The sequence below is a fragment of the Nocardia sp. NBC_00508 genome (assembly GCF_036346875.1).
Taxonomy (GTDB): Bacteria; Actinomycetota; Actinomycetes; order Mycobacteriales; family Mycobacteriaceae; genus Nocardia.
Map to the genome: position 1 here is coordinate 5,165,060 of NZ_CP107852.1, position 21,710 is coordinate 5,186,769.

The following is a 21,710-nucleotide window of genomic DNA, read 5'->3' on the forward strand; positions in this document are numbered from 1 at the left end:
CCTGCGTTGTGGCTGATACGTTCCCGTCGAAGCGCAAGCTTGATGGCACTGCTACAAACCCGCTCGTCCATCGCTCTCCCAGCCCCGTCAGGTGCGAGTCTTACGAGCGCCGTTCGCGGCCCGTCTCGCGTCCGAGTGACCGAAGTGCATGCGCCGAAGGCGCGAGTCTCGGTCGCTCGGGCGCGAGACTTCCCGGGGCCGTGAACACGCAGCGCCGCAGGCGCTGCAAATCAAACACAGTAGGCGCTGCAAATCAAACACAGCGCTCCTCGCGGAAGCCGGGCATCCAGGTGCGGACCAGCTCCATGAACGGCAGCTCGGCATCCAACTGGGCCAGGATGCCGACGGAACCGCCGAGCACCCGGAAGATCATCACGTATTCCGCCGGAAGTTGCAGCGCCCGAGCGGTTTTCATCTCCGGGCTGGAGAACTCGGAAGCCTTGCCCGCCACCCGCTGCATCCACCTGCGGGTGAAGTGGAACGAGTCGGCCTGGATGGGGTCGGTGAACGGCCGCAGATAGTCGGCGATTTCCTGATGGGAGACGGCCCGGCCGGGAATCACCCAGCCATGGTCGTACAGCAGCTCGGTGAGTTCGGCGAAGCGTTCCTCGACCGCGAGGGCCAGCATCCGGCCCAGGAAGGGCGGGAAGCCGTCGGACATCGGCGCACAGGCGCCGAAATCGATGACGGCGAGCCTGCCGTCGGGCAGCATCATGAAATTGCCCGGATGCGGATCGGCGTGCAGCAGTCCGACGGCCTCCGGGGAGGAGAAGTGGAATCGGCCCATCAGACCCGCGACGCGATTGCGCAGCGCGAGGGTGCCCGCCGGGTCCTCGGCGCCCTGCCTGATGATCGCGGAAACGGCGGTGCCGTCCAGCCATTCGGTGACGATCACCTTCGGCGCGCTCGCCACCACCCTCGGCACTACGATTTCGCCGTGTCCGTCGAAGCCTTTGGCGAAGGCGCGCTGATTGGCCGCCTCGTTGCGGTAGTCCAGCTCCTCTTCGGTGCGTTCGATGATCTCGGCGAGAATCGGCTTCACGTCCGCACCGGGAACCACCGACGCGAGCAGGCCGGTCATGCGGGACAGGGTTTTGAGGTCCGCGCGCAGCGCCTCGTCCGCGCCGGGATATTGCACCTTCACCGCGACCGGGCGCCCATCCGACCACACCGCCCGGTGCACCTGCCCGATGCTGGCCGACGCGGCCGGTATGTCGTCGAACTCACGGAAGCGGGTGCGCCACTGAGTGCCGAGCTGCTGGTCGAGCACGCGGTGCGTGGTCGCTGCCGGCATCGGCGGCGCGGCGGCCTGCAGCTTGGTCAGTGCCTCGCGGTAGTGCTCGCCGAACTCCTCGGGAACGGCCGCCTCCATCACGCTGAGCGCCTGTCCGAACTTCATGGCGCCACCCTTGAGTTCACCCAGCACGGTGAACAGCTGCTCGGCGGCCCTCTGGTTGAGTTGGGCGTTGATCTCGGTCTTGTCGCCTCCGGCGAGCTTCTTGCCGAATCCCACGGCGGCCCGGCCGGCGATGCCGAGCGGGATCTTGGCCAACTTGGCGTTGCGGGACGAGCGACTGCGCGCGATCTCTGACACGTACCCATCATGGCGGACGGGCCAGCGAATCTGCCATGGCAATCTTGATCACCCCCTCGCTCCCGCGCCGAGGTGCGCGGGCACTCGCGCACACGCGCATGCGGGGTGACGGTGCCACACCCGCCGATCCAGGACGTGCGAATCCAGATCCAACTCCACTGTCGCGTTCAACGTGGCCGGGGTGCGACGCGGCGAACAATCCAGGATCGCCTCCAGTTCGCCGAGGGCGACCGCGGTTGTCGCGGCGATTCCGGCAGGGGAGGCATGGCCGACCCGGCCGAGCAGCTGGGCGGCCAGATGCGGCCATTCGGCGTCGTTCTGCGCGCGGATCAGGTCTGCGCAGCGCAGGCAGCTGGTGGCGCCGGGCAGCACCAGCGGCCCGATGACGCCCTTGTTGTCCCGGATGCGCAGTTGCAGATGCGGAATCCGGTACAGCACCAGGTCGCTCACCAACCGCGGGTCGGGCATCAGCGCGTCGGCCAGTACCACGAGGTCCGATCTCCAGGTGCGTACCGTCGCCGGACCGGACGGGTAGTCCCGGGAACGGCTCGGCCGCACACCCAGCGCACACAGCCCGGTCGAGACCGCGTCGGAGAGCGGGCCCAGCCCGTGCACCCGCACCGCCAGGACCCGGCCGGCCCGGTCCTCGGGATGGTCGAGCAGCCCGGCCTCATCGATCAGGGTGAGCAGTGCCACGGCACGATCCGGATCGATGCCGCATTCCCCGGCTCGCCAGATGATCTGCGGTTTGGTGCGCAGGCCGTCCAGTAGGCGGAGGAAGGTCAGGACGGCCTTGAAGTCCATGCCTTCCGGACCCAGCACCACGGCGGTCTCGGGATCACATCCGAGCTGGACCACGCCGGTCGGGCGAACCAAGACGGTCACCCTCGGACGCAACCGCGGACCGCGACACATCGTTGTCATGTCAGCAGTATGCGAAACACGCAATGCGTGACTCGTTTCGAAACCCGCGGTTATCCACAGGGTTTCGCGTCATCCACAGGGTGGATCAGGCGGGCGCGCCGCCCTCCTTGCCGAGGTCCGGGCCGGAACCGCCGTCCTTGCTCTCGCGTTCGGCCTGCTCGCGCGCCTCGGTCTCGGCCAATTGCGCCAGCGGATCGTCGAAGGCGGTTGTTCCGCCGCCGATCACCGAGTCGATGAAACCGGCGGGGGAGTCCAGGTCAGCGGAGTCCGGGAGGAGATCGGGGTGCGACCAGACCCGGTCGCGCGCCGTCATGCCCGCGTCGGTGGTGAGCCTGCGCCACAACGCCGCCGCCTCGCGCAGCTTGCGCGGACGCAACTCCAGGCCGACCAGTGTCGCGAAGGTCTGCTCGGCTGGCCCGCCGGTGGCGCGCCGCCTGCGCAGCGTCTCGGCCAGCGCGCCCGCGCCGGGCAACCGGTCGCAGACGGCGTCGGTGACCACCACCTGCACCCAGCCCTCGATCAGCGCGAGCAGCGTCTCCAGCCGTTCCAGCGCCTGCTTCTGTTCCGGCGTGGTCTGCGGCTCGAACGTGCCCTGCGACAGGATTTCCTCGAGCTTCGCGGGATCGGTCAGCGACATCGGGTCGATGCCCTGCGCGGCCTGCTCCAGTGCGGAGAAGTCCATCCGGATACCCCGGGCGTAATCCTCGACCGCGCCGAGCACCTGCTGGCGCAGCCACGGCACGTGCCCGAACAGCCGCTGGTGGGCGGCTTCGCGCGCGGCGAGGAACACCAGGATCTCGCTTTCCGGCTGTTCCAGGCCCGTGCTGAACTCCGCGATGGCGGCGGGCAGCAGGGCGGCGGTGCCGGTGGGGCCAAGGGGGAGGCCGATATCGGTGGAGGTCAGCACCTCCTTGGCGAGCTGGCCGAGCGCCTGGCCGAGTTGCGAGCCGAAAGCCAGGCCGCCCATCTGGGCGAGCATGCCGACCATCGGCGCGGCGAACTGCATGGCCTCCTCGGGCAGCGACGAAGTCCACATCCCGGAGATCTGCTGGGCCACCGGGTCGCACAGCCGCTGCCAGGTGGGCAGGGTCTGCTCGATCCAGTCGTTGGCGGTCCACGCCACCGTCTTGGTGGCCCCGGCGGGCAGGGCGGTCGCGCCGTCCAGCCACAGTTCGGCCAGGTGCGCGGCGTCGGCCACCGCGCTCGCCGCGCCCGCGGTCACCGGGGCGACGGTCGCGCCGATCTGCTGACGGGCCAGCCGCTTGGCGACGTCGTAGTTGACCGGCCCGGCCTGCGCTCCGCCCGGCTGTTGTCCCATGCCGCTGAGCATCTGGCCGAGCGAGGTCAGCATCTGCCCGAGCTGCGCCGGGTCGAATCCGCCCGCGCCGGACCCACCGATCCCGAACGGATCGTTCGGACCGGCACCGCTCGGGTCGTCGCCGCGCTTGCGCTCGTCGTCGTCGCGGTTCGAGAATCCGAAGGGGAGGTCACTCATGTTCCTAACGTTACGCGCGTAGCACCGTGCCTCGATGTTCGCGGCGCGCGAAACCGACCGCGGCGCGCGCGGGCGAAATGACCGCCTCTACCGCCTCGCGGCGCAGGCTGTCATTACTGTGGTCCGGGTGAATCGTCGGATCCTCACTCTGGTGGCCGCCCTGATCCCGGTGGTCGTGCTCGGTGTCGTCGGCAGTGTGCTGACCGTGCCGTTCGTCGCACTCGGTCCCGGCCCCACCTTCAACACGCTCGGCAAGGTGGACGGCAAGGAGGTCGTCGACGTCCGCGGCACGGAGGTCGATCCGACCACCGGTCACCTCAATATGACCACGGTGTCGGTCCGCGACGGGCTGAGCATCTTCGAGGCGTTCGGCTTCTGGGCCAGCGGCAAGCACGGTCTGGTGCCGCGCTCGGAGGTCTACCCGCCCGGCGTGTCGCGCGAGGAGATCGACAAGTCCAACCAACAGGACTTCAAGGACTCCGAGGGCAACGCCGAGGTCGCCGCGCTGAACTATCTGAACCTGCCGACGGTCGTGCTGCTACGCAAGGTCGCCGACGACGGCCCGGCCGGTGATGTTCTGCGTGCCGGCGACGAGCTGATCAGCATCAACGGCACACCGACGACCGCGCCGAAGGACGTGGTCTCCGCGGTGTCCACACAGGCGCCCGGCAGCCCGCTCACCGTGGTGTACCGGCGCGACAGCGCCGAGCAGACCGCGACGATCACGCTCGGCGCCCGCCCCGACGACGCGGGCAAGGGCTACCTCGGCATCACCCCCGGCGAGGGTGCTCGCCCGCCCATGCAGGTCGCGTTCAACCTCGCCGACATCGGCGGCCCGTCGGCGGGCCTGATGTTCAGCCTGGCTCTGATCGACAAGCTCAGCCCCGGCGAACTGGACGGCGGCAAGTTCGTGGCGGGCACCGGGACCATCGATCAGGACGGCAAGGTCGGGCCGATCGGCGGCATCCAGTACAAGATGATGGCCGCACGCGAGGCGGGCGCGGAGACCTTCCTGGTCCCCGCGGCCAACTGCAACGAGGCCAGGCAGCGCAGCCCGGACGGCCTCCGGCTGGTGAAGGTCGAGAACCTCACCGGCGCGGTGCAGTCGCTCAACGAAATCACGGCAGGCAAGGAGCCGATCACCTGCGGGTGAGCTGCCTGGATGGGCGCTCAACCCGCGTAGTATTTGGCCACTGCCGCGAGGCGTGGGCGCGCCGCCGCCAAGCTCACAACCCCAGAATCGAGGCGCAAAACTGATTCCGTGAGCACATGGGTAACTCACCGGGAACGCCCAGAACTGAGGCGGCACCCAACGCAGGACCTGAACGCAAATCCCGCGTCACTAACTGGTACGGCCTAAAGACTCGGAGAGGCGGACGAGCGCCTAGTCCAAGGTGTGGTGCAGCGCCTCGACCAGGTTCGGCGCCAGGTTCGGGTAGGTGCGCAGATCGAGGTCGCCGAAGTCGTCGGCGTCGTCTTCGGGGCGCAGCTGCAGCAGGCACAGCGACGCGCCATCGCGTAGTACCGCGGCGAACAGCCGCGCCCCCCGGCGCTCCGGGTGTGCCTCGGCGGCGGCGCGCGCGGCGGCATCCGCGGCGTCGTGGTCGGCCAGCAGCGGGGCGAGCGCGTCGTCCAGCGTGGACTCCGCGTCCGGCGGGAGCACCACGATCTCCTGAACCAGCACGCACCCCTGGACGGCGGGTGGCCAACTGGTGGTGGCCAGGAACTCGTCCAGGGCGATCGATCCGCCGGTCACGTCGTCCGGGAACGCCTCCTGGGCGACCGGCGTCAGCTCGTCGCCCGCGTCGAGCTGATCCTCCAGCTCCGGCTGCGCCGCGACCAGGTCCGCCGTCGGCACCAGCGCGAACATCTGCGGCGGACGACCCCACCCCTCGGCATCCACGAATTCCGCCACCTCCCGGACGGAACGGGCTAGGACGAGTTCGGCGTGCAGGTCTGGCGTCACGGAGACATCCAATCAAACGGCCGTCCAGGACGACCGCCCAACCCGGACCATCATCCGTCGGCGCGGCAACCGGAACCCTGCCAGCTGCACGGTGTCCGATTTCCGTAGAGTGGGGCCGAGACGGTCCGCCAAGGACCGCCCGAAACATCGGACTGCGGCGCATCGGCCGGGCGTATCGGTGCGAGCGTCGCCGGACCTTGGAGAGTGGCATCGTGGGCATGCGGCCCCCCACCGGCTTACCTTCGCTATCCCGACGCAGCCGTGTGCTGCTGGTGGCGGCCATCGTCTTAGCGGCACTGCTGCTGCTCGGGCCACGGCTGACGGATACCTACACGAACTGGCTGTGGTTCGGCGAGGTCGGCTTCCGCGATGTGTATCTCACCGTGCTGCGCACTCGCATCCTGCTGTTCATCGTCGTGGCGGCGTTCGTCGGCTTGGTGGTCTGGCTGGCGTTGCTGCTGGCCTACCGGACCCGGCCGGTGTTCGTGCCGGTGGCCGGACCGAACGACCCGATCGCGCGCTACCGCACCACCGTGATGAGCAGGCTGCGGCTGTTCGGCATCGGCATCCCGGTGCTGCTCGGCCTGCTGTCCGGCCTGGTGGCGCAGTCGAATTGGGTCACCGTGCAGCTGTTCCTCAACGGCGGCTCGTTCGGCGAGAAGGACCCGGAATTCGGCCTCGACGTCGGCTTCTACGCCTTCGACCTGCCCTTCTACCGGATGGTGCTGAACTGGCTGTTCGTCGCGGTGGTCATCGCGTTCTTCGCCAGCCTGGTCTCCCATTACGTCTTCGGCGGCCTGCGGCTGACCGGGCGGGAGGGCACGCTCACCCGCCCGGCGCGCATCCAGCTTGCCGTGGTCGCCGGGCTTTTCGTGCTGCTCAAGGCGATCGCGTACTGGTTCGACCGGTACGAACTGCTGTCCAGCAGCCGCAAGGAACCCACCTTCACCGGCGGCTCGTTCACCGATATCAACGCGGTGCTGCCCGCCAAGCTGATCCTGCTGTCCATCGCGGTGATCTGCGCGCTCGCATTCTTCGCCGGCATCGTGCTGCGCGATCTGCGTGTGCCCGCGATGGCGGCCGCGTTGCTGGTGCTGTCCTCGATCCTGGTCGGTGCGGTGTGGCCGCTGGTGGTCGAACAGTTCTCCGTGCGTCCCAACGCAGCGGACAAGGAGAGCGAGTACATCGAACGCAATATCGCCGCGACCAGGCAGGCGTTCGGCATCACCAACGACAGGATCGACTACAAGGATTACAAGGGCGAGAGCAGTAAGAGCCCGCTCGAGGTTTCGGTGGACGCCGCGACCATCGGCAACGCCAGGCTGCTCGACCCGAACATCCTCTCGCCGACCTTCACCCAGCTGCGCCAGCTGAAGAACTTCTACGGCTTCCCCGAGTCGCTGGACATCGACCGCTACAACCTCGACGGCGATGTGCAGGACTACATCGTCGCCGCCCGTGAGCTCTCGCCCGCGGCGCTGAGCGGCAACCAGACCGACTGGATCAACCGGCACACCGTGTACACCCACGGCAACGGCTTCGTCGCCGCCCCTGCCAACCGGGTGAACAAGCCGCAGTCCGAAGACCCCAACGCGACCGGCGGCAGCAGCGACAGCGGTTACCCGATCTTCATGGTCAGCGACCTGTTCACGCCGTCGGACAAGCAGCGGATCAAGGTGGACCAGCCGCGCGTGTACTTCGGCGAGCTGATCTCACAGTCCAACCAGGATTACGCGATCGTCGGCGCGATGGACGGTCAGCGCCCGCGCGAATACGACTCCGACACCGCGCAGTACACCTACACCGGCAAGGGCGGCGTGCCGATCGGCAACTGGTTCAACCGCTTGGCCTTCGCGGCCGAGTACGCCGAGCGCAACATCCTGTTCTCCTCGGCGATCGACGACGACTCCAAGATCATCTACAACCGCAGCCCGCGTGAGCGGGTGCAGAAGGTCGCGCCGTGGCTGACCCCCGACGGCAACGCCTACCCCGCGGTCGTCGGCGGTCGCATCGTCTGGATCGTGGATGCCTACACCACGCTGGACAACTACCCGTACGCGCAGACCACGTCGCTGGAGGGTGCGCTCGAGGACAGCATCGACAAGAAGACCGGCAGGCTGCTGCCGCGCAAGTCGGTCAGCTACATCCGCAACTCGGTCAAGGCCACGGTCGACGCCTACGACGGCACCGTCACGCTGTACGAGGTCGACTCGTCGGACCCGGTGCTGAAGGCGTGGCGCGGGGTATTCCCCGGGGCGGTGAAGCCGGAGGGCGAGATCTCTCCGGAACTGCGGGCGCACTTCCGCTACCCGGAGGACTTGTTCAAGGTGCAGCGCGAGATGCTGACCAAGTACCACGTGAACGACCCACGCGAGTTCTTCACCAACAACGCCTTCTGGTCGGTCCCCGCCGACCCGACCACCGAGGGTGGGACGACGGCGAGCCAGCCGCCGTACTACGTGCTGCTCGGTGACTCCAAAACGAACAAGCCCACGTTCAATCTGACCAGCGCCATGGTCGGGTACAACCGGCAGTTCCTGTCGGCCTATATATCGGTGCGATCGGATCCGGACGGGTACGGGAAATTCACGATTCTGCGATTGCCCACGGACACACAGACATTGGGTCCGCAGCAGACACAGAACCGTATGACGACGGCGCCGGAAGTCTCTCGCGAGAAAACGCTGCTGTCGAATTCGAACAAGATCAAATATGGCAATCTGCTGACCTTGCCGGTCGCTGACGGCGGCATCCTCTATGTGGAGCCGTTCTACAACGAACGCAATACCGGCCCGAACACCGCGACTTTCCCGCAGCTACTGCGGGTGCTGGTGAGTTATCGGGACGAGGCAGGCAGTGTCAAGGTCGGCTATGCCTCCACATTGGCCGAGGCGTTGAACCAGGTGATCCCCGGTGCCGGCGCGCTGGCGACGCCGTTCGGCGGTGACTCGGGCACCAGGCCGAAGCCGGGCACGGGTCCCGCGCCGGTCGAGCAGGGCAACAACGGGACCAATGCCGGAACCCCGGCCCCCGCTGCCGCCCCGCCGCCTGCGACGGGATCGTCCTCCGCCAAGGACGCCGCTGCGGCCGAATTGAACCGGAGGATCGAGAATGTGCGAAATGCCATGCGCAGCGGAAACTTCCAGGACTTCGGCCGGGCGCTCGACGAATTGGAAGCCGCGGTCAAGGCCTATCAGGACGCGGGGCGCTGAGGTAGGACGCCGCTGGAGGTAGGACAGCAAAAAGACGCCGCCATCGTTGCGATGGCGGCGTCTTTTATGTCCGGCGCCAGTGGGATACGGCGCAGGTAGGCGTCAGCGACCGAACGAGTCGATCAGCGCACTGTTCTGTTCCAGAATCTGCTGGAACTGGCCCTCCATGCCGTACCGCTTCGCCAGCTCGCCCGCGGCGGACCTGGCCTGGTCGACCACCGTCTGGGTCTCGCTCGGGGCGGGGACGACGGGTACGGCGGGAATGGACTCCGGCTGGATGGCGGGCTCGGGCCGGACGGCGGGCTCCGGCTCGGAGGTGCCGGCGCGAAGGTACTTGCCGCAGGTCGGCCAGGCACCGGCACCCTGCGTGGCGAGCACGTTCTCCGCAACGCGGATCTGCTCTTCCTTGCTCGCGTTGTGCGCGGAGCCCTGCCCACCGTTGGCGGCCCAGGTGCTCTGCGAGAACTGCAGGCCACCGTAGTAGCCGTTACCGGTGTTGATCCCCCAGTTGCCACCGCTCTCGCACTGCGCGACACCGTCCCAGTCGTGGGTCGGCGCGGCGGTGGCCGAAGCGGTGGAGAATGCGAACGGAACGGCAACAAGAGCGCCGGTGATGGCGGCGAAGCCGAGGGCGCGGGTGCTGAACTTCCGGTTCTCAGTCATGGTCGATTCCCTCCCTGCGCCCGCCGGCACGGCGATGGAGCTCTCTGCCGTGTCCCTGTCCCCAGGTCGTCGGGGATCCTCGAGCCGCGGGACAGGGTCACCGGTGTTCGGCGGTTCGAGTTCGAGCCCGTCACGGTTGTTCCGGGCCGTGGACTGACGGTAACGAAGAAATCTCAGCAGATCACATCTCGATAACGCCGGAATTGCATGAAGCGAATAACTCAAATATCGGCATTTCGGCAGCTCGTAAACGTCCTGACACGCTGAATACGCGGCAAGTTATCGCATCGTTATGTGAGTGAGATCACCATGAAATGGTGATATGTGTCACGTTTGAAGCATGCGAGCTGTGTCGATATGGCGCGCCGGGCGTTGTCGCACCGAGTTCGGAGGCTCGGTCATCTCCTACCCGTATTTGCGGGTCCCGTGTCCGCGGCAGGGGTGCAAAAACCCCTCTGAACTGGCGATTTGCAGTCCTTGCGAACCCATGTGTAATGTTGTGTTCACCGACGCGGGGTGGAGCAGCTCGGTAGCTCGCTGGGCTCATAACCCAGAGGTCGCAGGTTCAAATCCTGTCCCCGCTACAAGCGACTCAGGCCAGGGAGATTCCGATCTCCCTGGCCTGAGTCATGTGTGGAGTACTCGACCGGCGCAGCAGCTCCGGGTTCGCGCGCAGCAGCGCCAGCTGTCGAGGTGGCGCAGCAGGACGCCGCTTCAGGGTTGAGTTGGTCGGCTCAACCTCCGGTATGGCGGCTGCCCGAGGTGGACCGCATAGTCACGGTTTGTGCCCGATGCCGGCCCAGTACCACGCGCTGTCGGCCTTGGTGACGGCGGTGGGGCGGTCGGTGAGTTCGGGCCGCCAGGTGGCGACCGGGACTAGTCCGGGGTCGACGATGGTGGTGCCGGTGAACAGGGAGGCGGTCTCGGTCTCGCTTCGGGGGTGGAACGCGATTCCGGAGGCTTCCGCGGCGGCGGTGACGGCGGCCATGGCGTCGGGGTCGAAGTCGGCGGTGGGGTGGGTGATGACGAGGTGGCTGCCGGACGGGAGGGCGTCGAGGAGCGTACCGATGATGTCGTGGGGGTGGTCGCTGTCGCGGAAGTACATCATGATCGCGACGAGCATGATGGCGACGGGTTTTGTCAGGTCCAGAGTGTCTGCGAGCGCGGGGTGGTCGAGGATGGAGTGGGGGTCGTGCAGGTCGGCGTGGATGAAGCGGGTGCGGCCCTGCGGTGTGCTGGTCATGAGCGCGCGCGCGTGGGCGAGCACGATCGGGTCTTTGTCGACATAGACGATGCGAGCGGCGGGATCGAGCCCCTGGGCGACCTCATGGGTGTTGCCCGCGGTGGGGATGCCCGTGCCGATGTCGAGGAATTGCGTGATCCCGGCCTCGATGACCAGGTAGCGGACTGCGCGGGTGAGGAAGGCCCGGTTGGCCCTGGCCATGGTCTTGATGGTGGGGATGTGTTCAGCGATGGCATCGCCGAGTGCCCGGTCGGCGGGATAGTTGTCCTTGCCGCCGAGCCAGTAATCGTAGACGCGGGCTTCGTGGGCGATGGTGACGTCGATTTCGGTCGGCGGCTGCGCGCTGATGTAGTTGTCGGACATGCGTTTCGGTAGTGCCTCTAGCTGTTGTGGTTATGCGGTGGGGGAGTGCGTGGTTCGGAGCGCGTCGATGAGCTCGGTGGTCTGTTCCGGTGGTGTGGCGCACACGCACAGTCGGTCCCAGATCGCGTTGTGGCGGTCGAGGTCGCCGCGTTTGTCGAGGAACTGGGCGCCGGTAGCGTGCGGGAGGTGGACGAGGTCGCTGAGCTCGGGTGCGGCGAAACGCAGGAGGGTGAAGGGGGTTTCGTTGATGGCGGGGCCGCCGACGTGGTCGGGCAGCACCTGCACGGTGATGTTGGGGCGCGCCGCCAGGTCGGCGAGGTGGTCCAGTTGCGCATCCCAGACCTCATGTCCGCCGATCGGGCGGCGCAGCGCGGCTGCCTCGATGACGAACCACACCCAGGGCGGGTCGGAGCGGGTGAGCAGGTGCTGTCGCCGCATCAGCAACTCGATGCGGCGCTGGATCTCGCCTGTCGGTTCGGGATGGGCGATGGCGAAGACCGTGTGGGCGTAGGACGGTGTCCGCGCCAGGTCCGGCACCAAACCCGGCGCGTAGCAACGGATCAACGTGGCAGCGTCCTCGAGCGCTAGATAAGTGTCCAGCCGCGGCGGCGTCAGATCCGCATCGGCCTGCCAGCGCCCCACGGCATTGGCTCGCCGCGCCAGTTGCCGGTACTCGGCCCGCGTATCGGCGTCGTGCACGCCATAGAGAGTCAGCAGGTCATCGATATCCATCGCGCGGAAGCCCACCCGCCCGGCCTCGAGGCGGCTTATCTTGGAGTGTGAGGCTCGTATCGCTCGGCCCGCGGCTTCACCCCTGATCCCAGCCGCCTCGCGTAGCCGTCGCAATCGCGCCCCGAGTACCCGGCGCAGCAGTGCCGGATCCTCGTCCAGACCTTCTCCGGTAGCTGACATTTCGGCGGCGTTCCGGTCTCCGATCACTGCGACTCCCCTCGGTCGGCATGTCTATGCGATTGTGCCACAACCTATTACAGTGCACACCGCAGGAACGATCTTCGTGTATCGCGCGGAGCTCCCTGGTCGCCCAATGGGGGAATTCGCCACCGGCGAGCGGCGGTTTCGCGGTGCATTTGCGGCCGGAGGCTATGCAGGTCATCGAGCGAACGCGGTCAATTCGTCTCCTGCGCCGATATCGGGCAGCACTGCGACCGCGACGTCGGTTCGTGGAAATCGTCGCCCTCGAACAAGAGCGGTTCGGCACCGACTCGGACAAGATATAGGAGGAGCAAGCCGGTCGCACATCGTCGCGACGGACTCCGGGTCTACCGCGGCGCGCCTCGCGGCTCCGGTGCGAGCCTGGGGAAGCGGGAGTCGGACACGGCCATAATTCGGGCGCGCGGACCTATTGACGGGAGAAAAATCCGGGAGGAAAATAGGAAGTTACACCGGAACACCGGAGAAGTGCATATTGTCGGCGGAGACGTCTGTTGGCAGTGACGACACTGATCCAAGATCTGGCTAGGCCCCCGGCAAGCCAGTCGAAACACCGGAGTCGTCAGCGACGACTGAGACTCACGGTTTCGATGGAGACTACCGGGGACTGTTCTGTATAGGGGGTCTTATGTGGGGGATCGCGATTCGGTAATCGAGCCGGCGCGGTCGGTCGATTCGGGCCACCTCGGCGCACTCCTGATGGTTGACTAAGCCCTGTGTCGGCTGTCTCGGCCGCACCTCAGCAACCGATGTCAGGAGGCACCGCAATGCCCACTCATGACGGAAGCTGGCCGCAGGGAACGCCGTGCTGGGTCGACTGCCAGGTCGACGACCCCGCACGGGCCCGCGATTTCTACGGCGAACTCTTCGGCTGGGAGATCCAGGACAGTCCGCCCGAGGCGGGTGGATACCTCATGGCGATGCGCAACGGCCGCGCGGCCGCGGGAATCGGACCCAAGCCGGAGGGCATGCCGATGCCCTCCGTGTGGACCACCTACCTGGCCGCCGACAACGCCGACACCGTCGCCGAAAAGGTCACCGCCGCGGGCGGTGCATTGATGATGGCGCCGTTCGACGTCCTCGACGTCGGCCGGATGTTCGTCGGCGCCGATCCCACCGGTGCGGTCTTCGGCGTGTGGGAGTCCAAGGCGCACAGCGGCGCGGCCATCTACAACGAGCACGGCGCCTACTGCTGGAATGAGCTGCACACCAGCGACTACAAGCGCGCGCAGGAGTTCTACGCCAACGTCTTCGGCTGGCACTATACCGAAATCGGCGACGGTCAGAACTTCATCTACTCGACCTTCAGCCGTACCCAGGACGGCGATGGAATCGGCGGCATCAACGACTCGACCAAGATGCCGGGCGACAATCCGTCCTACTGGCTGGCCTGGTTCCAGGTGGACAACGCCGATACCGCGCTGGACAAGGCACGCGATCTGGGCTCCACAATCATGTCGGGCCCCGACGACAGCCCCTTCGGCCGCATGGGCATCGTGCAGGGAGCGCAGGGCGAGGTTTTCGGCATCATCGATCCCACGACCACGGTCGGCGAACCGCCTACCGGCGCCTGATCGGTCGCGGGGCCGGTTGCCAGCCGGTGTGGCGCAGTAGGGCCACCCGCCGGTGAACACCACAACCACGCACCGCTGCCGTAGTCGGTATCGACGGCGGCGGTGCGTGGTGGCGAAGGCTAGCGGGACAGCCAGGTCGTAGGACGCTGCTCGAGCGGTCCGGAGCGCTGCGAGATCGACTGGCAGGGCTGGTCCCGCTCAGTCCGCGCGCGGAGATCCGCGGGAGACCAGACCGTGCTGGTGGGCATAGACGACCGCGTGGATGCGATCGCGGACGTCGAGTTTCGCCAGGATGCGCGAGACGTGTGTCTTCACCGTTTCTTCGCCGACGCCGAGCACGGCCGCGATCTCGGCATTGCTGCGCGCGTCGGCGAGCAGGAGCAACACCTCCAGCTCGCGGGCGGTGAGCTGCGCCACCTCCGGCGGTGTGCGCGGCGGCGCGAGACTGCTCGCGAACCGGGATACCAGGCGGCGGGTCATCGACGGGTCGATCAGCGCGTCGCCGCGCGCCGCGATGCGGATGGCGGCGACCAGTTCTTCCGGCGGCAGGCTTTTGAGCAGGAATCCGCTCGCGCCTGCCTGCAACGCGCGATACAGATTGGCATCGCTGTCGTAGGTGGTGAGCACCAGGACGTGCGTGCCGCCCGCGGCAACGATCGCACCGGTGGCGGCCAGCCCGTCCAGCTTCGGCATCCGGACATCGAGGATCGCGACATCCGGTCGCAGCCGGGCGGTCTCTGCGATCGCGGCGCGGCCGTCGCTCACCTCGGCGACGCAGTCCAGATCGTCCTGGCTGTCGACGACGGCACGCAGACCGGAGCGGAACATGCTGTGGTCGTCGGCGATCAGGACGCGGATGGCTGTGTTCACGATCCTCCGATCGGCATGGAGACGCTGGTGTGCCAGTGGTCGGCAGTACGGCCGTAGTCCAGTTCGCCGTCGAACAGCTCGGCGCGGCGGCGGATGCCGTTGAGACCGCGCGGGAGCGAGGTGCCTGCGGCGGGTTCGAGCGGAAGGGGGTTGGTCGTTCGCAGCACCACCCGCTTCGGGAGGTACTCCACCTCCAGCCGCGCCCGCGTTCCGTCGCCGTGCCGCAGCGCGTTGGTCAGCATCTCCTGCACGATGCGATACATCGTGAGGTTCAGCGAATCCGGTAGGTCGACGGGAGTTCCGCGCACCGTCACCTCAACCTCCAGCCCGGCTTCGCGTACGTGCTCGATCAGCCCGTCGATGTCCGCGAGTCCCGGCTGGCGCTGCCCGTCGTCGTCGCGTCCGTGCAAGAGATCGAGCTGGCGGCGCAGGTCGGTCATCGCCGCCCTGCTGCTGGATTCCACGGCAGCCAGCGATCGCACGGCCGCCGTGCTCGCCGCGCCGCCCAGCGCCAGCCGCGCCGCGCCCGCATGGATGCCGATCGCGCTGACGTGATGAGAGATCACGTCATGCAGGTCCCGTGCGATCGCGGCCCGCTCCTCGGTCACGGCGCGCTCCAGCGCGGCCCGGTGCTCCTGATGACGCAGCCGCGCGCTCTGCTCGAGGTCGGCGATGTAGGCGCCGCGTGCGGCGGTGTAGCGGCCGACCAGCCACGGTACGCAGCCCGCCGCGACGGTGGACGCGAGCAGCAGCCGCCAGTCGTGCGCCGCCGGGCTGTCGGTGAACATATGCGCCGACGCGACGCCGCAGCTCAACAGCAGCATGGTCAGCACGGACTTCGGACCGCCGAGCCAGGCCCCCGCGCGATATCCGGCCACCAGGAATCCCACGTCGGCGAACCGGACCGGGAATCCGTACCGATACAGCAGCAGCACGGCGAGCAATCGCACCAGCACCTGCGCCACGGCCACCACACCCGCCGTTCGAGGCGGTGCCGCCAAGGCCAGGTCGGCGGCGACGATCACTGTGACGGCGGCCGCCGTCTGCCATGGGGCCATGGCGAACACGCCGGACAGTCCGAGCACCACCGCGTCGATGAGCGCGGCGACCACGGCGACCACCGCCGACTGGCGGGCCAGCGATCTGCTCACATCCAACAGTTCGCCACCGCCTCCGTCTCTGGTCCCGTCGGGTTTCGCGGGCGATCCTAGCGAGCAAGCCCGGCTGCTCCGGTACGCCGATTGTTCAGGGTGCCCGCGATCCAGCGCGTCCGCGTCCCCCGCGTGGGGGACGCGGAATCACTCGTCGGCGCGATGTTCGCGCAGGCGAGCGCCCGTAGCGTCGAAGTCGACGGCAGACGGTTGAAGGAGAACTCATGGGCCGTGTGGAATTGTTTATCTGGGCCATTCCGGCGTTCGCGGTGCTGATGTTCGTGGAGTGGATCGCCTTCCGCCGCGATCCCGACCGATCCGACAGCAGCGGCTCGGCCCGCGACACCGCCTCCAACGTGGCGACGTTCACCCTGAGCAGGGTGGCGAAACCGTTGCTGCAGCATCTGCTGCCATTCTCGGCCGTGGTCGCCGCCGCGGCGATCACACCGCTGTATCTCTCGCCGCGAGCGTGGTGGGTGTGGGCACTCGGCTTGGTGGTGACGGACTTCTGCTACTACTGGGCGCATCGCGCCGACCACCGGGTCCGCCTGCTGTGGACCGCGCACAGCGTGCACCACTCCAGTGAGTACTTCAACCTCTCCACCGCGATCCGGCTGCCCTGGCTGCATCCGGTCGCCAGTACCCTGCGCGGTGTGGCGTGGGTGCCCGCGGCTCTGCTCGGGTTCCCGGCATGGATGATCTTCCTCTTGCAGAGTATCGGCCTGCTCTACCAGTTCCCGATCCACACCCAGCGCATCAAGACGCTGCCGCGCCCGATCGAGTTCCTGTTCAACACTCCGGCGCATCACCGCGTTCACCACGGCTCCAACCAGCCCTACATCGACAAGAACTACGGCGGTGTTCTCATCATCTGGGACCGCATGTTCGGTAGCTTCGCAGCCGAAACCGAACCCATCCGGTACGGCCTCACCAAGAACATCGGCACCGATAATCCGCTGAAGGTCAACTATCACGAGCTCGCCGGACTGGTCCGTGACGTGCGCGGCGCCACCACCTGGCGTGGACGGCTCGGGTACATCTTCGGCCCGCCGGGTTGGGCCGAGGACCCGGCCTCTGCGCCCGGCCGCCTTCAGGAGTCGGTGTCCGATCGAGCCGATATCCGCGCTGGAGCCGCGCAGCTGACCTCGTGATCGTCCGAAGCCCAGCGCGCACGGCTGATATCACGAACGGTTGCACCAGATAAGGAATTCGTTTGGACAGCCGGGCGCCGCAGTGCGTCCGGCTATGCCGCGTCGGGGCGCAGGCGAGTGACGTGGTTCCGGCGGCTGCACGGTGACCGCGCACGGCTGAGCACGGCGATCCATGCCCTGGCAGCTGAGATCAGACGGCGGCGAGGTGGAACTGAATGGTTGCTATATGATTGCTATTGGTGGCGAACTCCACCACCGCAACCCCGGATGCGTCGCCGAGTCGGACGCTTGCGGTGACTGTGCGGCCTGCTGCGATCACCTTTTTCCAGCGCATATTTCGCGCCCGATTGGTGAACTCTTCCGTGGAGACCGGTGTTCCCACCGGCAACTCGATGTCCGCTCGATTACCGAGCAGTTCGCGGACCCGGGGCAGGTCGGTACTCGCCGCCGCGGCGAAAACTTTTGTCGTGGCGCGCTTCCCGCCGCGACCAACGCCGCCGAGCGCCCGCATGAGTCCGAGCATCCCGCCGAAGCCCTGGTTGACGATCACCTGCGGACCGAGCTTCAGTGCGGCGGCGATCCCGGGCAATCCGGTGCGCAGCAGTTGCCAGATCATGGCCGCCAACTCCCAGTGCGCCGCCAGATAGGTGATCTTCCAGACCCCGTCCTGCTCGACCAAGCGGTAGCGAAGGTGCATCGGGACGAAGACGGTGGCGCCGGTCGGCATCGTGGTGACGATGGTCAGGTCGCGTAGCACCGTGGGCGGGTGTACCAGGTCGCGGTCGACGCGGAATGCGATGGTGTTCGGCCCGATGAAGGTGTCGTAGAAGCGTTCGATGGCCGCGCGGCCGATCTGCGGGCGCGCGCCGACTGGGTCGTTGACCTGGGCATCGTCGGTGAACAGGTCGACCCACGCGGCCTTGTCGTGTGCGGCGACCGCACGCGGCGACGCCTCGACGGCCGTCCGCAGCGCCGCGGGCGTGGGGTCCAGCGGCATGGCAGCTCCTCCGTTGGCGTCGGCCGGGACACGACACATGGTAGAACAAGTTCTAATCTTGGCCTCGTGCTGCCGGCTGCTTCCGGGTGACCATTTATTACGGTTTGGGAAGATTTCGATACAGCAAACGTTTGGCAAACGTGCGGGCGGTTGGTTTCGAACTACAGTTGCGGCATGGGCATCGAGTACGCGAGCGTCATCGATCTCCCTCGGTCCGAGGTGTTCGCCTGGCACTCCCGCCCCGGCGCGCTCACCCGGCTGGCCCCACCGTGGCAGCCGGTGTCGCCCCGCGCCGAATCGGATTCGCTGTCCGACGGACAGGTCGTGCTCGGGCTGCCCGGCGGGCTGCGCTGGGTGGCTCGGCACGATCCGCGCGAATACGACCCGCCGCACCGGTTCGTCGACGCGGTGACCGTCGACGGAATCGGCTCGCTGCCCGCTGGGCTGCTGCCTTGGCGGCACACCCACGATTTCGAGGTCGTCGACGAGCGGCACACCCGGGTGGTGGACGAGGTGGACGCGCCGGTGCCCGCCGCGGTGCTGCGTCCCATGTTCGCCTACCGGCATCGTCAGCTCGCCGACGATCTTGCGGCGCACGCGCGGGCGATGCGGGCGGGTTTCGTGTCCAAGACCATCGCGGTGACCGGGTCGTCCGGCCTGGTCGGTTCGGCCCTGACCGCGTTTTTGACCACTGGAGGGCACCGTGTGGTGCGGCTGGTCCGCCACCCGCCGCGGGCCGCGGACGAAAGGCAGTGGCGTACCACCGATCCGGCACGGGATCTGCTCGATGGCGTGGACGCGGTGGTGCATCTGGCCGGTGCGTCGATCGCGGGCCGGTTCACCGAGAAACACAAGCGCTCCATCGCCGACAGCCGGATCGGGCCGACGCGCAGACTGGCCGAGGTCGCGGCGCGGGCGGCGGTGCCGGTCTTCGTCAGCGCCTCCGCGATCGGCTACTACGGCTCCGATCGCGGCGACGAGACGCTGACCGAGCATGCGGCGCGCGGTGACGGCTTCCTCGCCGACCTGGTCGACAGCTGGGAGTCCGCCTCGGCCCCCGCCGCGGAATCGGGTGTCCGCGTGGTTCGCGTGCGCACCGGGATCGTGCAGTCCCCGCGCGGTGGCACGCTGCGGCTACTGCGCCCGCTGTTCACGGCGGGGCTCGGCGGACGTATCGGCGACGGGCGCCAGTGGTGGTCGTGGATCGGGATCGATGACCTGATCGATGTGCATTACCGCGCATTATGGGATACCGCGCTATCCGGACCGGTCAATGCCGTTGCGCCGCAACCGATTCGCAATAGCGAGTACACCAGGGTGCTGGCCGGGGTGTTGCACCGTCCCGCACTGCTCCCGGTACCCCGGTTCGGGCCCGCGCTGCTGCTCGGCCGCGAAGGCAACCGGGAGCTGGCGTCCGCCAGCCAGCGCGTCGTCCCCGCCCGGCTGGCGCAGGCGGGTCACCAGTTCCGCGCGCCCGCGTTGGAACCGGCGCTGCGTCATCTGCTCGGCAGGATCGCTGGCTGAGTCAGGTCGGGTGGCCGTAGAGCGGGATTGCCTCCGATGACCGTCACGATCGCATTGTTCAGCCGCGACCTGCGGGTCCATGACAACTTTGTGCTGGCGCCGATCATTGATGTCATCGGAATATAGTGTCGCCGAGCAGGATTCACCGATCGAATCGGCGTCCTGGATGGTCTCGGCAGTCCGCCGTGTACTAACGCCTGGTCTCGCGTTTCGAATCGGGACACCGCTGGTGCTTCCGAATCTTGTTCGGCCGAGCTTGAATTGATGAGTCGAGGATTTGCCATCCCGAGGAAAGGGGCTCGTCATGGGCACCGTCGAAATCGCGATCACCATCGGCCGCATTCTGGATACTGTGCAGAAAGCGCTGATTCTGATGATTTTCTGATCGCGCCGCGGTGCTCGGGCGGACGGACGAGGGCTGCCCGGGCGCCGCAGGTCGATTACCTCGCGGGTAATCGACCTGATCGGCGTGGTAGGCCAGGCTCGGGACATGGCGACGAATATCATGCGGCAGTCCCGCTCCCCGCTGGCCGGTGCGCTGCGCGGCCTCGCACTCGGCCGTGTCGCGCTCGGCGCGGCCGCCCTCGCGGCGCCGCGGACACTGACCAGGGTGCTGGGTGTGCGTCCTACGCCCGAACTCGATTACCTGACGCGGATCTTCGGCGCCAGGGCGATCGCGCTCGGGCTCGGCTATCTGACCGCGCCGCAGGAGGAATTGCCGCGCTGGCAGCGGCTCGCTCTGATGGTGGACATTCTGGACACCACCCATGGGGGTGTGCGCGTCGCCCGCGGTGACGTCCCGCGCCCGGCCGCGATCGCCATGGTCGCGTTGACCGGCGGCTATATGCTCGTCGGCGCCACCAAGCTGGCCAGGGACCTGTGGTGAGCGCCCCTGGCACACTGGGGCGATGGCGACCGTTGTGGCATTCCACGCGCATCCGGACGACGAGACGCTGCTGACCGGAGGGACACTGGCCGAGCTGGCCGCCGCCGGGCATCGGACGGTGATAGTGGTGGCCACCGACGGCCACATGGCAGATCTGGATGGCCGGAAGGCCGTGCGGCTGTGCGAGTTGGAGACCAGCGCCGCCGCACTCGGCGTGACCAGGGTGGCGCACCTCGGTTATGCCGACAGCGGTCACGGCGCGGTGCTGTACGCGGACCCGCCGGATCGGGTGCGGTTCGTGCGGGCAGATCCCGAGCAGGCGGCCGAGCGGTTGGCCGCTATCCTGCGTGAGGAGAGTCCCGACGTCCTGCTCAGCTATGACCGCAACGGCGGCTACGGACACCGCGACCACGTTCGCGTGCACGAGGTCGGCAAGCGCGCGGCCGAACTGGCCGGGGTCCCGCGCGTCCTCGACGCCACCTTGCCCCGCGAAAGCTTCACACGCCTCGTACGTTCACTCGAACGATTGCGGTTCCCGTTGCGCTACGACCCGTCGGCCCTCGCCGCCCTGTACAGCCCACGCCTGGAAATCACCCATCGAATCGACGTCAGCGCTTCCACCGCCCAACGCAAAACCGCGCTGTCCGCCCACCGTTCGATCATCGAAGGCTCCAGCCGCTTCGCCACCATCGCAAAAACGCTACTGCGCATGCCCAACCCCGTTCTGGCCCGCGTCATGCGCTGGGAATGGTTCGCCGAGGAAGGCGCCGCCCCCACCTCCGGCACCCCGCTGGACGACATCTTCCAGCCCGCACATCGCTGAAACCCGACCGCTGCCAACGACCCAGCGCGGACAGTGCGCGGACCGAAGTCACCATTCGCCGGGCCTCGGGGCCTCTCGGGGCTGCCGGACACATACCCCGGGAGGGGTGCCACCGGCAGGTCGCCAGGATTGCCGGTGATGTACTGGTGAGTGTGGACGCCAAAGCGTTGGCGCGCGCCGAACGCGCCGACTTCGCCGATCTGATTGCCGTCCTGTCGGATGATCAGTGGCAAGCGCAGACTTCTCTCGCGGTGGACCGGGTCGCCGACGTCCGGGGTCTGATGTCGCGAGGACACTTCCACCCTTCGGTGGGCTTGGGTTGA

Annotated in this window: 18 protein-coding genes and 1 tRNA gene; 9 read left to right on the plus strand and 10 right to left on the minus strand. The window is 67.6% G+C overall.

Annotated features, from left to right (window positions below; all coding sequences use genetic code 11):
- Positions 1 to 253: 253 nt before the first annotated feature.
- The 3 genes from OHA40_RS22980 to OHA40_RS22990 form a co-directional block, all read right to left on the minus strand.
- Positions 254 to 1,594: an ABC1 kinase family protein gene (locus OHA40_RS22980; RefSeq protein WP_330228946.1), complete on the minus strand. Its 1,341-nt coding sequence runs from the start codon at positions 1,592 to 1,594 to the stop codon at positions 254 to 256.
- Positions 1,595 to 1,642: 48 nt separating this feature from the next.
- Positions 1,643 to 2,518 carry a hypothetical protein gene (locus OHA40_RS22985; protein ID WP_330228947.1) on the minus strand — a complete coding sequence of 292 codons (876 nt, stop codon included), beginning with the start codon at positions 2,516 to 2,518 and terminating at the stop codon, positions 1,643 to 1,645.
- A gap of 85 nt (positions 2,519 to 2,603) precedes the next feature.
- On the minus strand, positions 2,604 to 4,013 hold the full coding sequence (locus tag OHA40_RS22990; protein ID WP_330228948.1) for a zinc-dependent metalloprotease: 1,410 nt from the start codon (positions 4,011 to 4,013) through the stop codon (positions 2,604 to 2,606).
- Positions 4,014 to 4,140: 127 nt separating this feature from the next.
- Between OHA40_RS22990 and OHA40_RS22995 the strand changes: the two genes are divergently transcribed.
- Positions 4,141 to 5,166: a YlbL family protein gene (locus OHA40_RS22995; RefSeq protein ID WP_330228949.1), complete on the plus strand. Its 1,026-nt coding sequence runs from the start codon at positions 4,141 to 4,143 to the stop codon at positions 5,164 to 5,166.
- A 231-nt stretch (positions 5,167 to 5,397) separates the two neighbouring features.
- On the opposite strand, the gene OHA40_RS23000 is transcribed toward OHA40_RS22995, so the two are convergent.
- Positions 5,398 to 5,979, minus strand: coding sequence for a PPA1309 family protein (locus OHA40_RS23000; RefSeq protein ID WP_330228950.1), 582 nt, complete (start codon positions 5,977 to 5,979; stop codon positions 5,398 to 5,400).
- Positions 5,980 to 6,191: 212 nt separating this feature from the next.
- On the opposite strand from OHA40_RS23000, the gene OHA40_RS23005 reads away from it, so the two are divergent.
- Positions 6,192 to 9,191, plus strand: coding sequence for a UPF0182 family protein (locus tag OHA40_RS23005; protein WP_330228951.1), 3,000 nt, complete (start codon positions 6,192 to 6,194; stop codon positions 9,189 to 9,191).
- Between the two features lie 102 nt (positions 9,192 to 9,293).
- On the opposite strand, the gene OHA40_RS23010 is transcribed toward OHA40_RS23005, so the two are convergent.
- Entirely contained in the window at positions 9,294 to 9,854 is a 561-nt protein-coding gene (locus OHA40_RS23010) for a transglycosylase family protein (RefSeq protein WP_330228952.1), read from the minus strand.
- Positions 9,855 to 10,364: 510 nt separating this feature from the next.
- On the opposite strand from OHA40_RS23010, the gene OHA40_RS23015 reads away from it, so the two are divergent.
- Positions 10,365 to 10,438, plus strand: a tRNA-Met gene (locus tag OHA40_RS23015).
- Between the two features lie 191 nt (positions 10,439 to 10,629).
- Here the strand turns inward: OHA40_RS23015 and OHA40_RS23020 are convergent.
- A complete protein-coding gene (locus tag OHA40_RS23020; RefSeq protein WP_330228953.1) occupies positions 10,630 to 11,460 on the minus strand; it encodes an SAM-dependent methyltransferase in 831 nt (276 codons plus the stop codon).
- Between the two features lie 30 nt (positions 11,461 to 11,490).
- The gene (locus OHA40_RS23025) at positions 11,491 to 12,399 is read right to left on the minus strand and encodes a helix-turn-helix domain-containing protein (protein ID WP_330228954.1); all 909 of its coding nucleotides are present in this window, start codon (positions 12,397 to 12,399) and stop codon (positions 11,491 to 11,493) included.
- Between the two features lie 779 nt (positions 12,400 to 13,178).
- Here OHA40_RS23025 and OHA40_RS23030 point away from each other — a divergent pair.
- A complete protein-coding gene (locus tag OHA40_RS23030) occupies positions 13,179 to 13,985 on the plus strand; it encodes a VOC family protein (protein WP_330228955.1) in 807 nt (268 codons plus the stop codon).
- A 198-nt stretch (positions 13,986 to 14,183) separates the two neighbouring features.
- Here the strand turns inward: OHA40_RS23030 and OHA40_RS23035 are convergent, their stop codons facing one another.
- Both OHA40_RS23035 and OHA40_RS23040 read right to left on the minus strand, forming a co-directional pair.
- Positions 14,184 to 14,855, minus strand: coding sequence for a response regulator transcription factor (locus OHA40_RS23035; RefSeq protein ID WP_330228956.1), 672 nt, complete (start codon positions 14,853 to 14,855; stop codon positions 14,184 to 14,186).
- Positions 14,852 to 16,006 carry a sensor histidine kinase gene (locus tag OHA40_RS23040; RefSeq protein WP_330228957.1) on the minus strand — a complete coding sequence of 385 codons (1,155 nt, stop codon included), beginning with the start codon at positions 16,004 to 16,006 and terminating at the stop codon, positions 14,852 to 14,854. The genes OHA40_RS23035 and OHA40_RS23040 overlap by 4 nt, the downstream gene beginning before the upstream one ends.
- A gap of 224 nt (positions 16,007 to 16,230) precedes the next feature.
- On the opposite strand from OHA40_RS23040, the gene OHA40_RS23045 reads away from it, so the two are divergent.
- Complete coding sequence (locus OHA40_RS23045; RefSeq protein ID WP_330228958.1) at positions 16,231 to 17,157, plus strand: sterol desaturase family protein; 927 nt, start codon at positions 16,231 to 16,233, stop codon at positions 17,155 to 17,157.
- A gap of 190 nt (positions 17,158 to 17,347) precedes the next feature.
- Here OHA40_RS23045 and OHA40_RS23050 read toward each other — a convergent pair whose 3' ends face one another.
- Positions 17,348 to 18,154: a nuclear transport factor 2 family protein gene (locus tag OHA40_RS23050; RefSeq protein ID WP_330228959.1), complete on the minus strand. Its 807-nt coding sequence runs from the start codon at positions 18,152 to 18,154 to the stop codon at positions 17,348 to 17,350.
- A gap of 174 nt (positions 18,155 to 18,328) precedes the next feature.
- Between OHA40_RS23050 and OHA40_RS23055 the strand changes: the two genes are divergently transcribed.
- From OHA40_RS23055 to OHA40_RS23070, 4 genes are all read left to right on the plus strand, one after another.
- Entirely contained in the window at positions 18,329 to 19,678 is a 1,350-nt protein-coding gene (locus OHA40_RS23055; protein ID WP_330228960.1) for a TIGR01777 family oxidoreductase, read from the plus strand.
- A gap of 490 nt (positions 19,679 to 20,168) precedes the next feature.
- Entirely contained in the window at positions 20,169 to 20,564 is a 396-nt protein-coding gene (locus OHA40_RS23060) for a hypothetical protein (RefSeq protein ID WP_330228961.1), read from the plus strand.
- Between the two features lie 22 nt (positions 20,565 to 20,586).
- Positions 20,587 to 21,387 carry a PIG-L deacetylase family protein gene (locus tag OHA40_RS23065; RefSeq protein ID WP_330228962.1) on the plus strand — a complete coding sequence of 267 codons (801 nt, stop codon included), beginning with the start codon at positions 20,587 to 20,589 and terminating at the stop codon, positions 21,385 to 21,387.
- Positions 21,388 to 21,533: 146 nt separating this feature from the next.
- Positions 21,534 to 21,710 (plus strand): hypothetical protein, encoded by a 177-nt coding sequence (locus OHA40_RS23070; protein ID WP_330228963.1) that lies wholly within the window; start codon positions 21,534 to 21,536, stop codon positions 21,708 to 21,710.

Excerpts from the sequence above, each read along its gene's own strand:
- OHA40_RS22985 (WP_330228947.1), bottom strand. The coding sequence starts at position 2,518 with ATGACAACGATGTGTCGCGGTCCGCGGTTGCGTCCGAGGGTGACCGTC.
- OHA40_RS22990 (WP_330228948.1), bottom strand. The coding sequence starts at position 4,013 with ATGAGTGACCTCCCCTTCGGATTCTCGAACCGCGACGACGACGAGCGC.
- OHA40_RS23010 (WP_330228952.1), bottom strand. The coding sequence starts at position 9,854 with ATGACTGAGAACCGGAAGTTCAGCACCCGCGCCCTCGGCTTCGCCGCC.
- OHA40_RS23020 (WP_330228953.1), bottom strand. The coding sequence starts at position 11,460 with ATGTCCGACAACTACATCAGCGCGCAGCCGCCGACCGAAATCGACGTC.
- OHA40_RS23030 (WP_330228955.1), top strand. The coding sequence starts at position 13,179 with ATGCCCACTCATGACGGAAGCTGGCCGCAGGGAACGCCGTGCTGGGTC.
- OHA40_RS23045 (WP_330228958.1), top strand. The coding sequence starts at position 16,231 with ATGGGCCGTGTGGAATTGTTTATCTGGGCCATTCCGGCGTTCGCGGTG.
- OHA40_RS23050 (WP_330228959.1), bottom strand. The coding sequence starts at position 18,154 with ATGCCGCTGGACCCCACGCCCGCGGCGCTGCGGACGGCCGTCGAGGCG.
- OHA40_RS23055 (WP_330228960.1), top strand. The coding sequence starts at position 18,329 with ATGGGCATCGAGTACGCGAGCGTCATCGATCTCCCTCGGTCCGAGGTG.
- OHA40_RS23060 (WP_330228961.1), top strand. The coding sequence starts at position 20,169 with ATGGCGACGAATATCATGCGGCAGTCCCGCTCCCCGCTGGCCGGTGCG.
- OHA40_RS23065 (WP_330228962.1), top strand. The coding sequence starts at position 20,587 with ATGGCGACCGTTGTGGCATTCCACGCGCATCCGGACGACGAGACGCTG.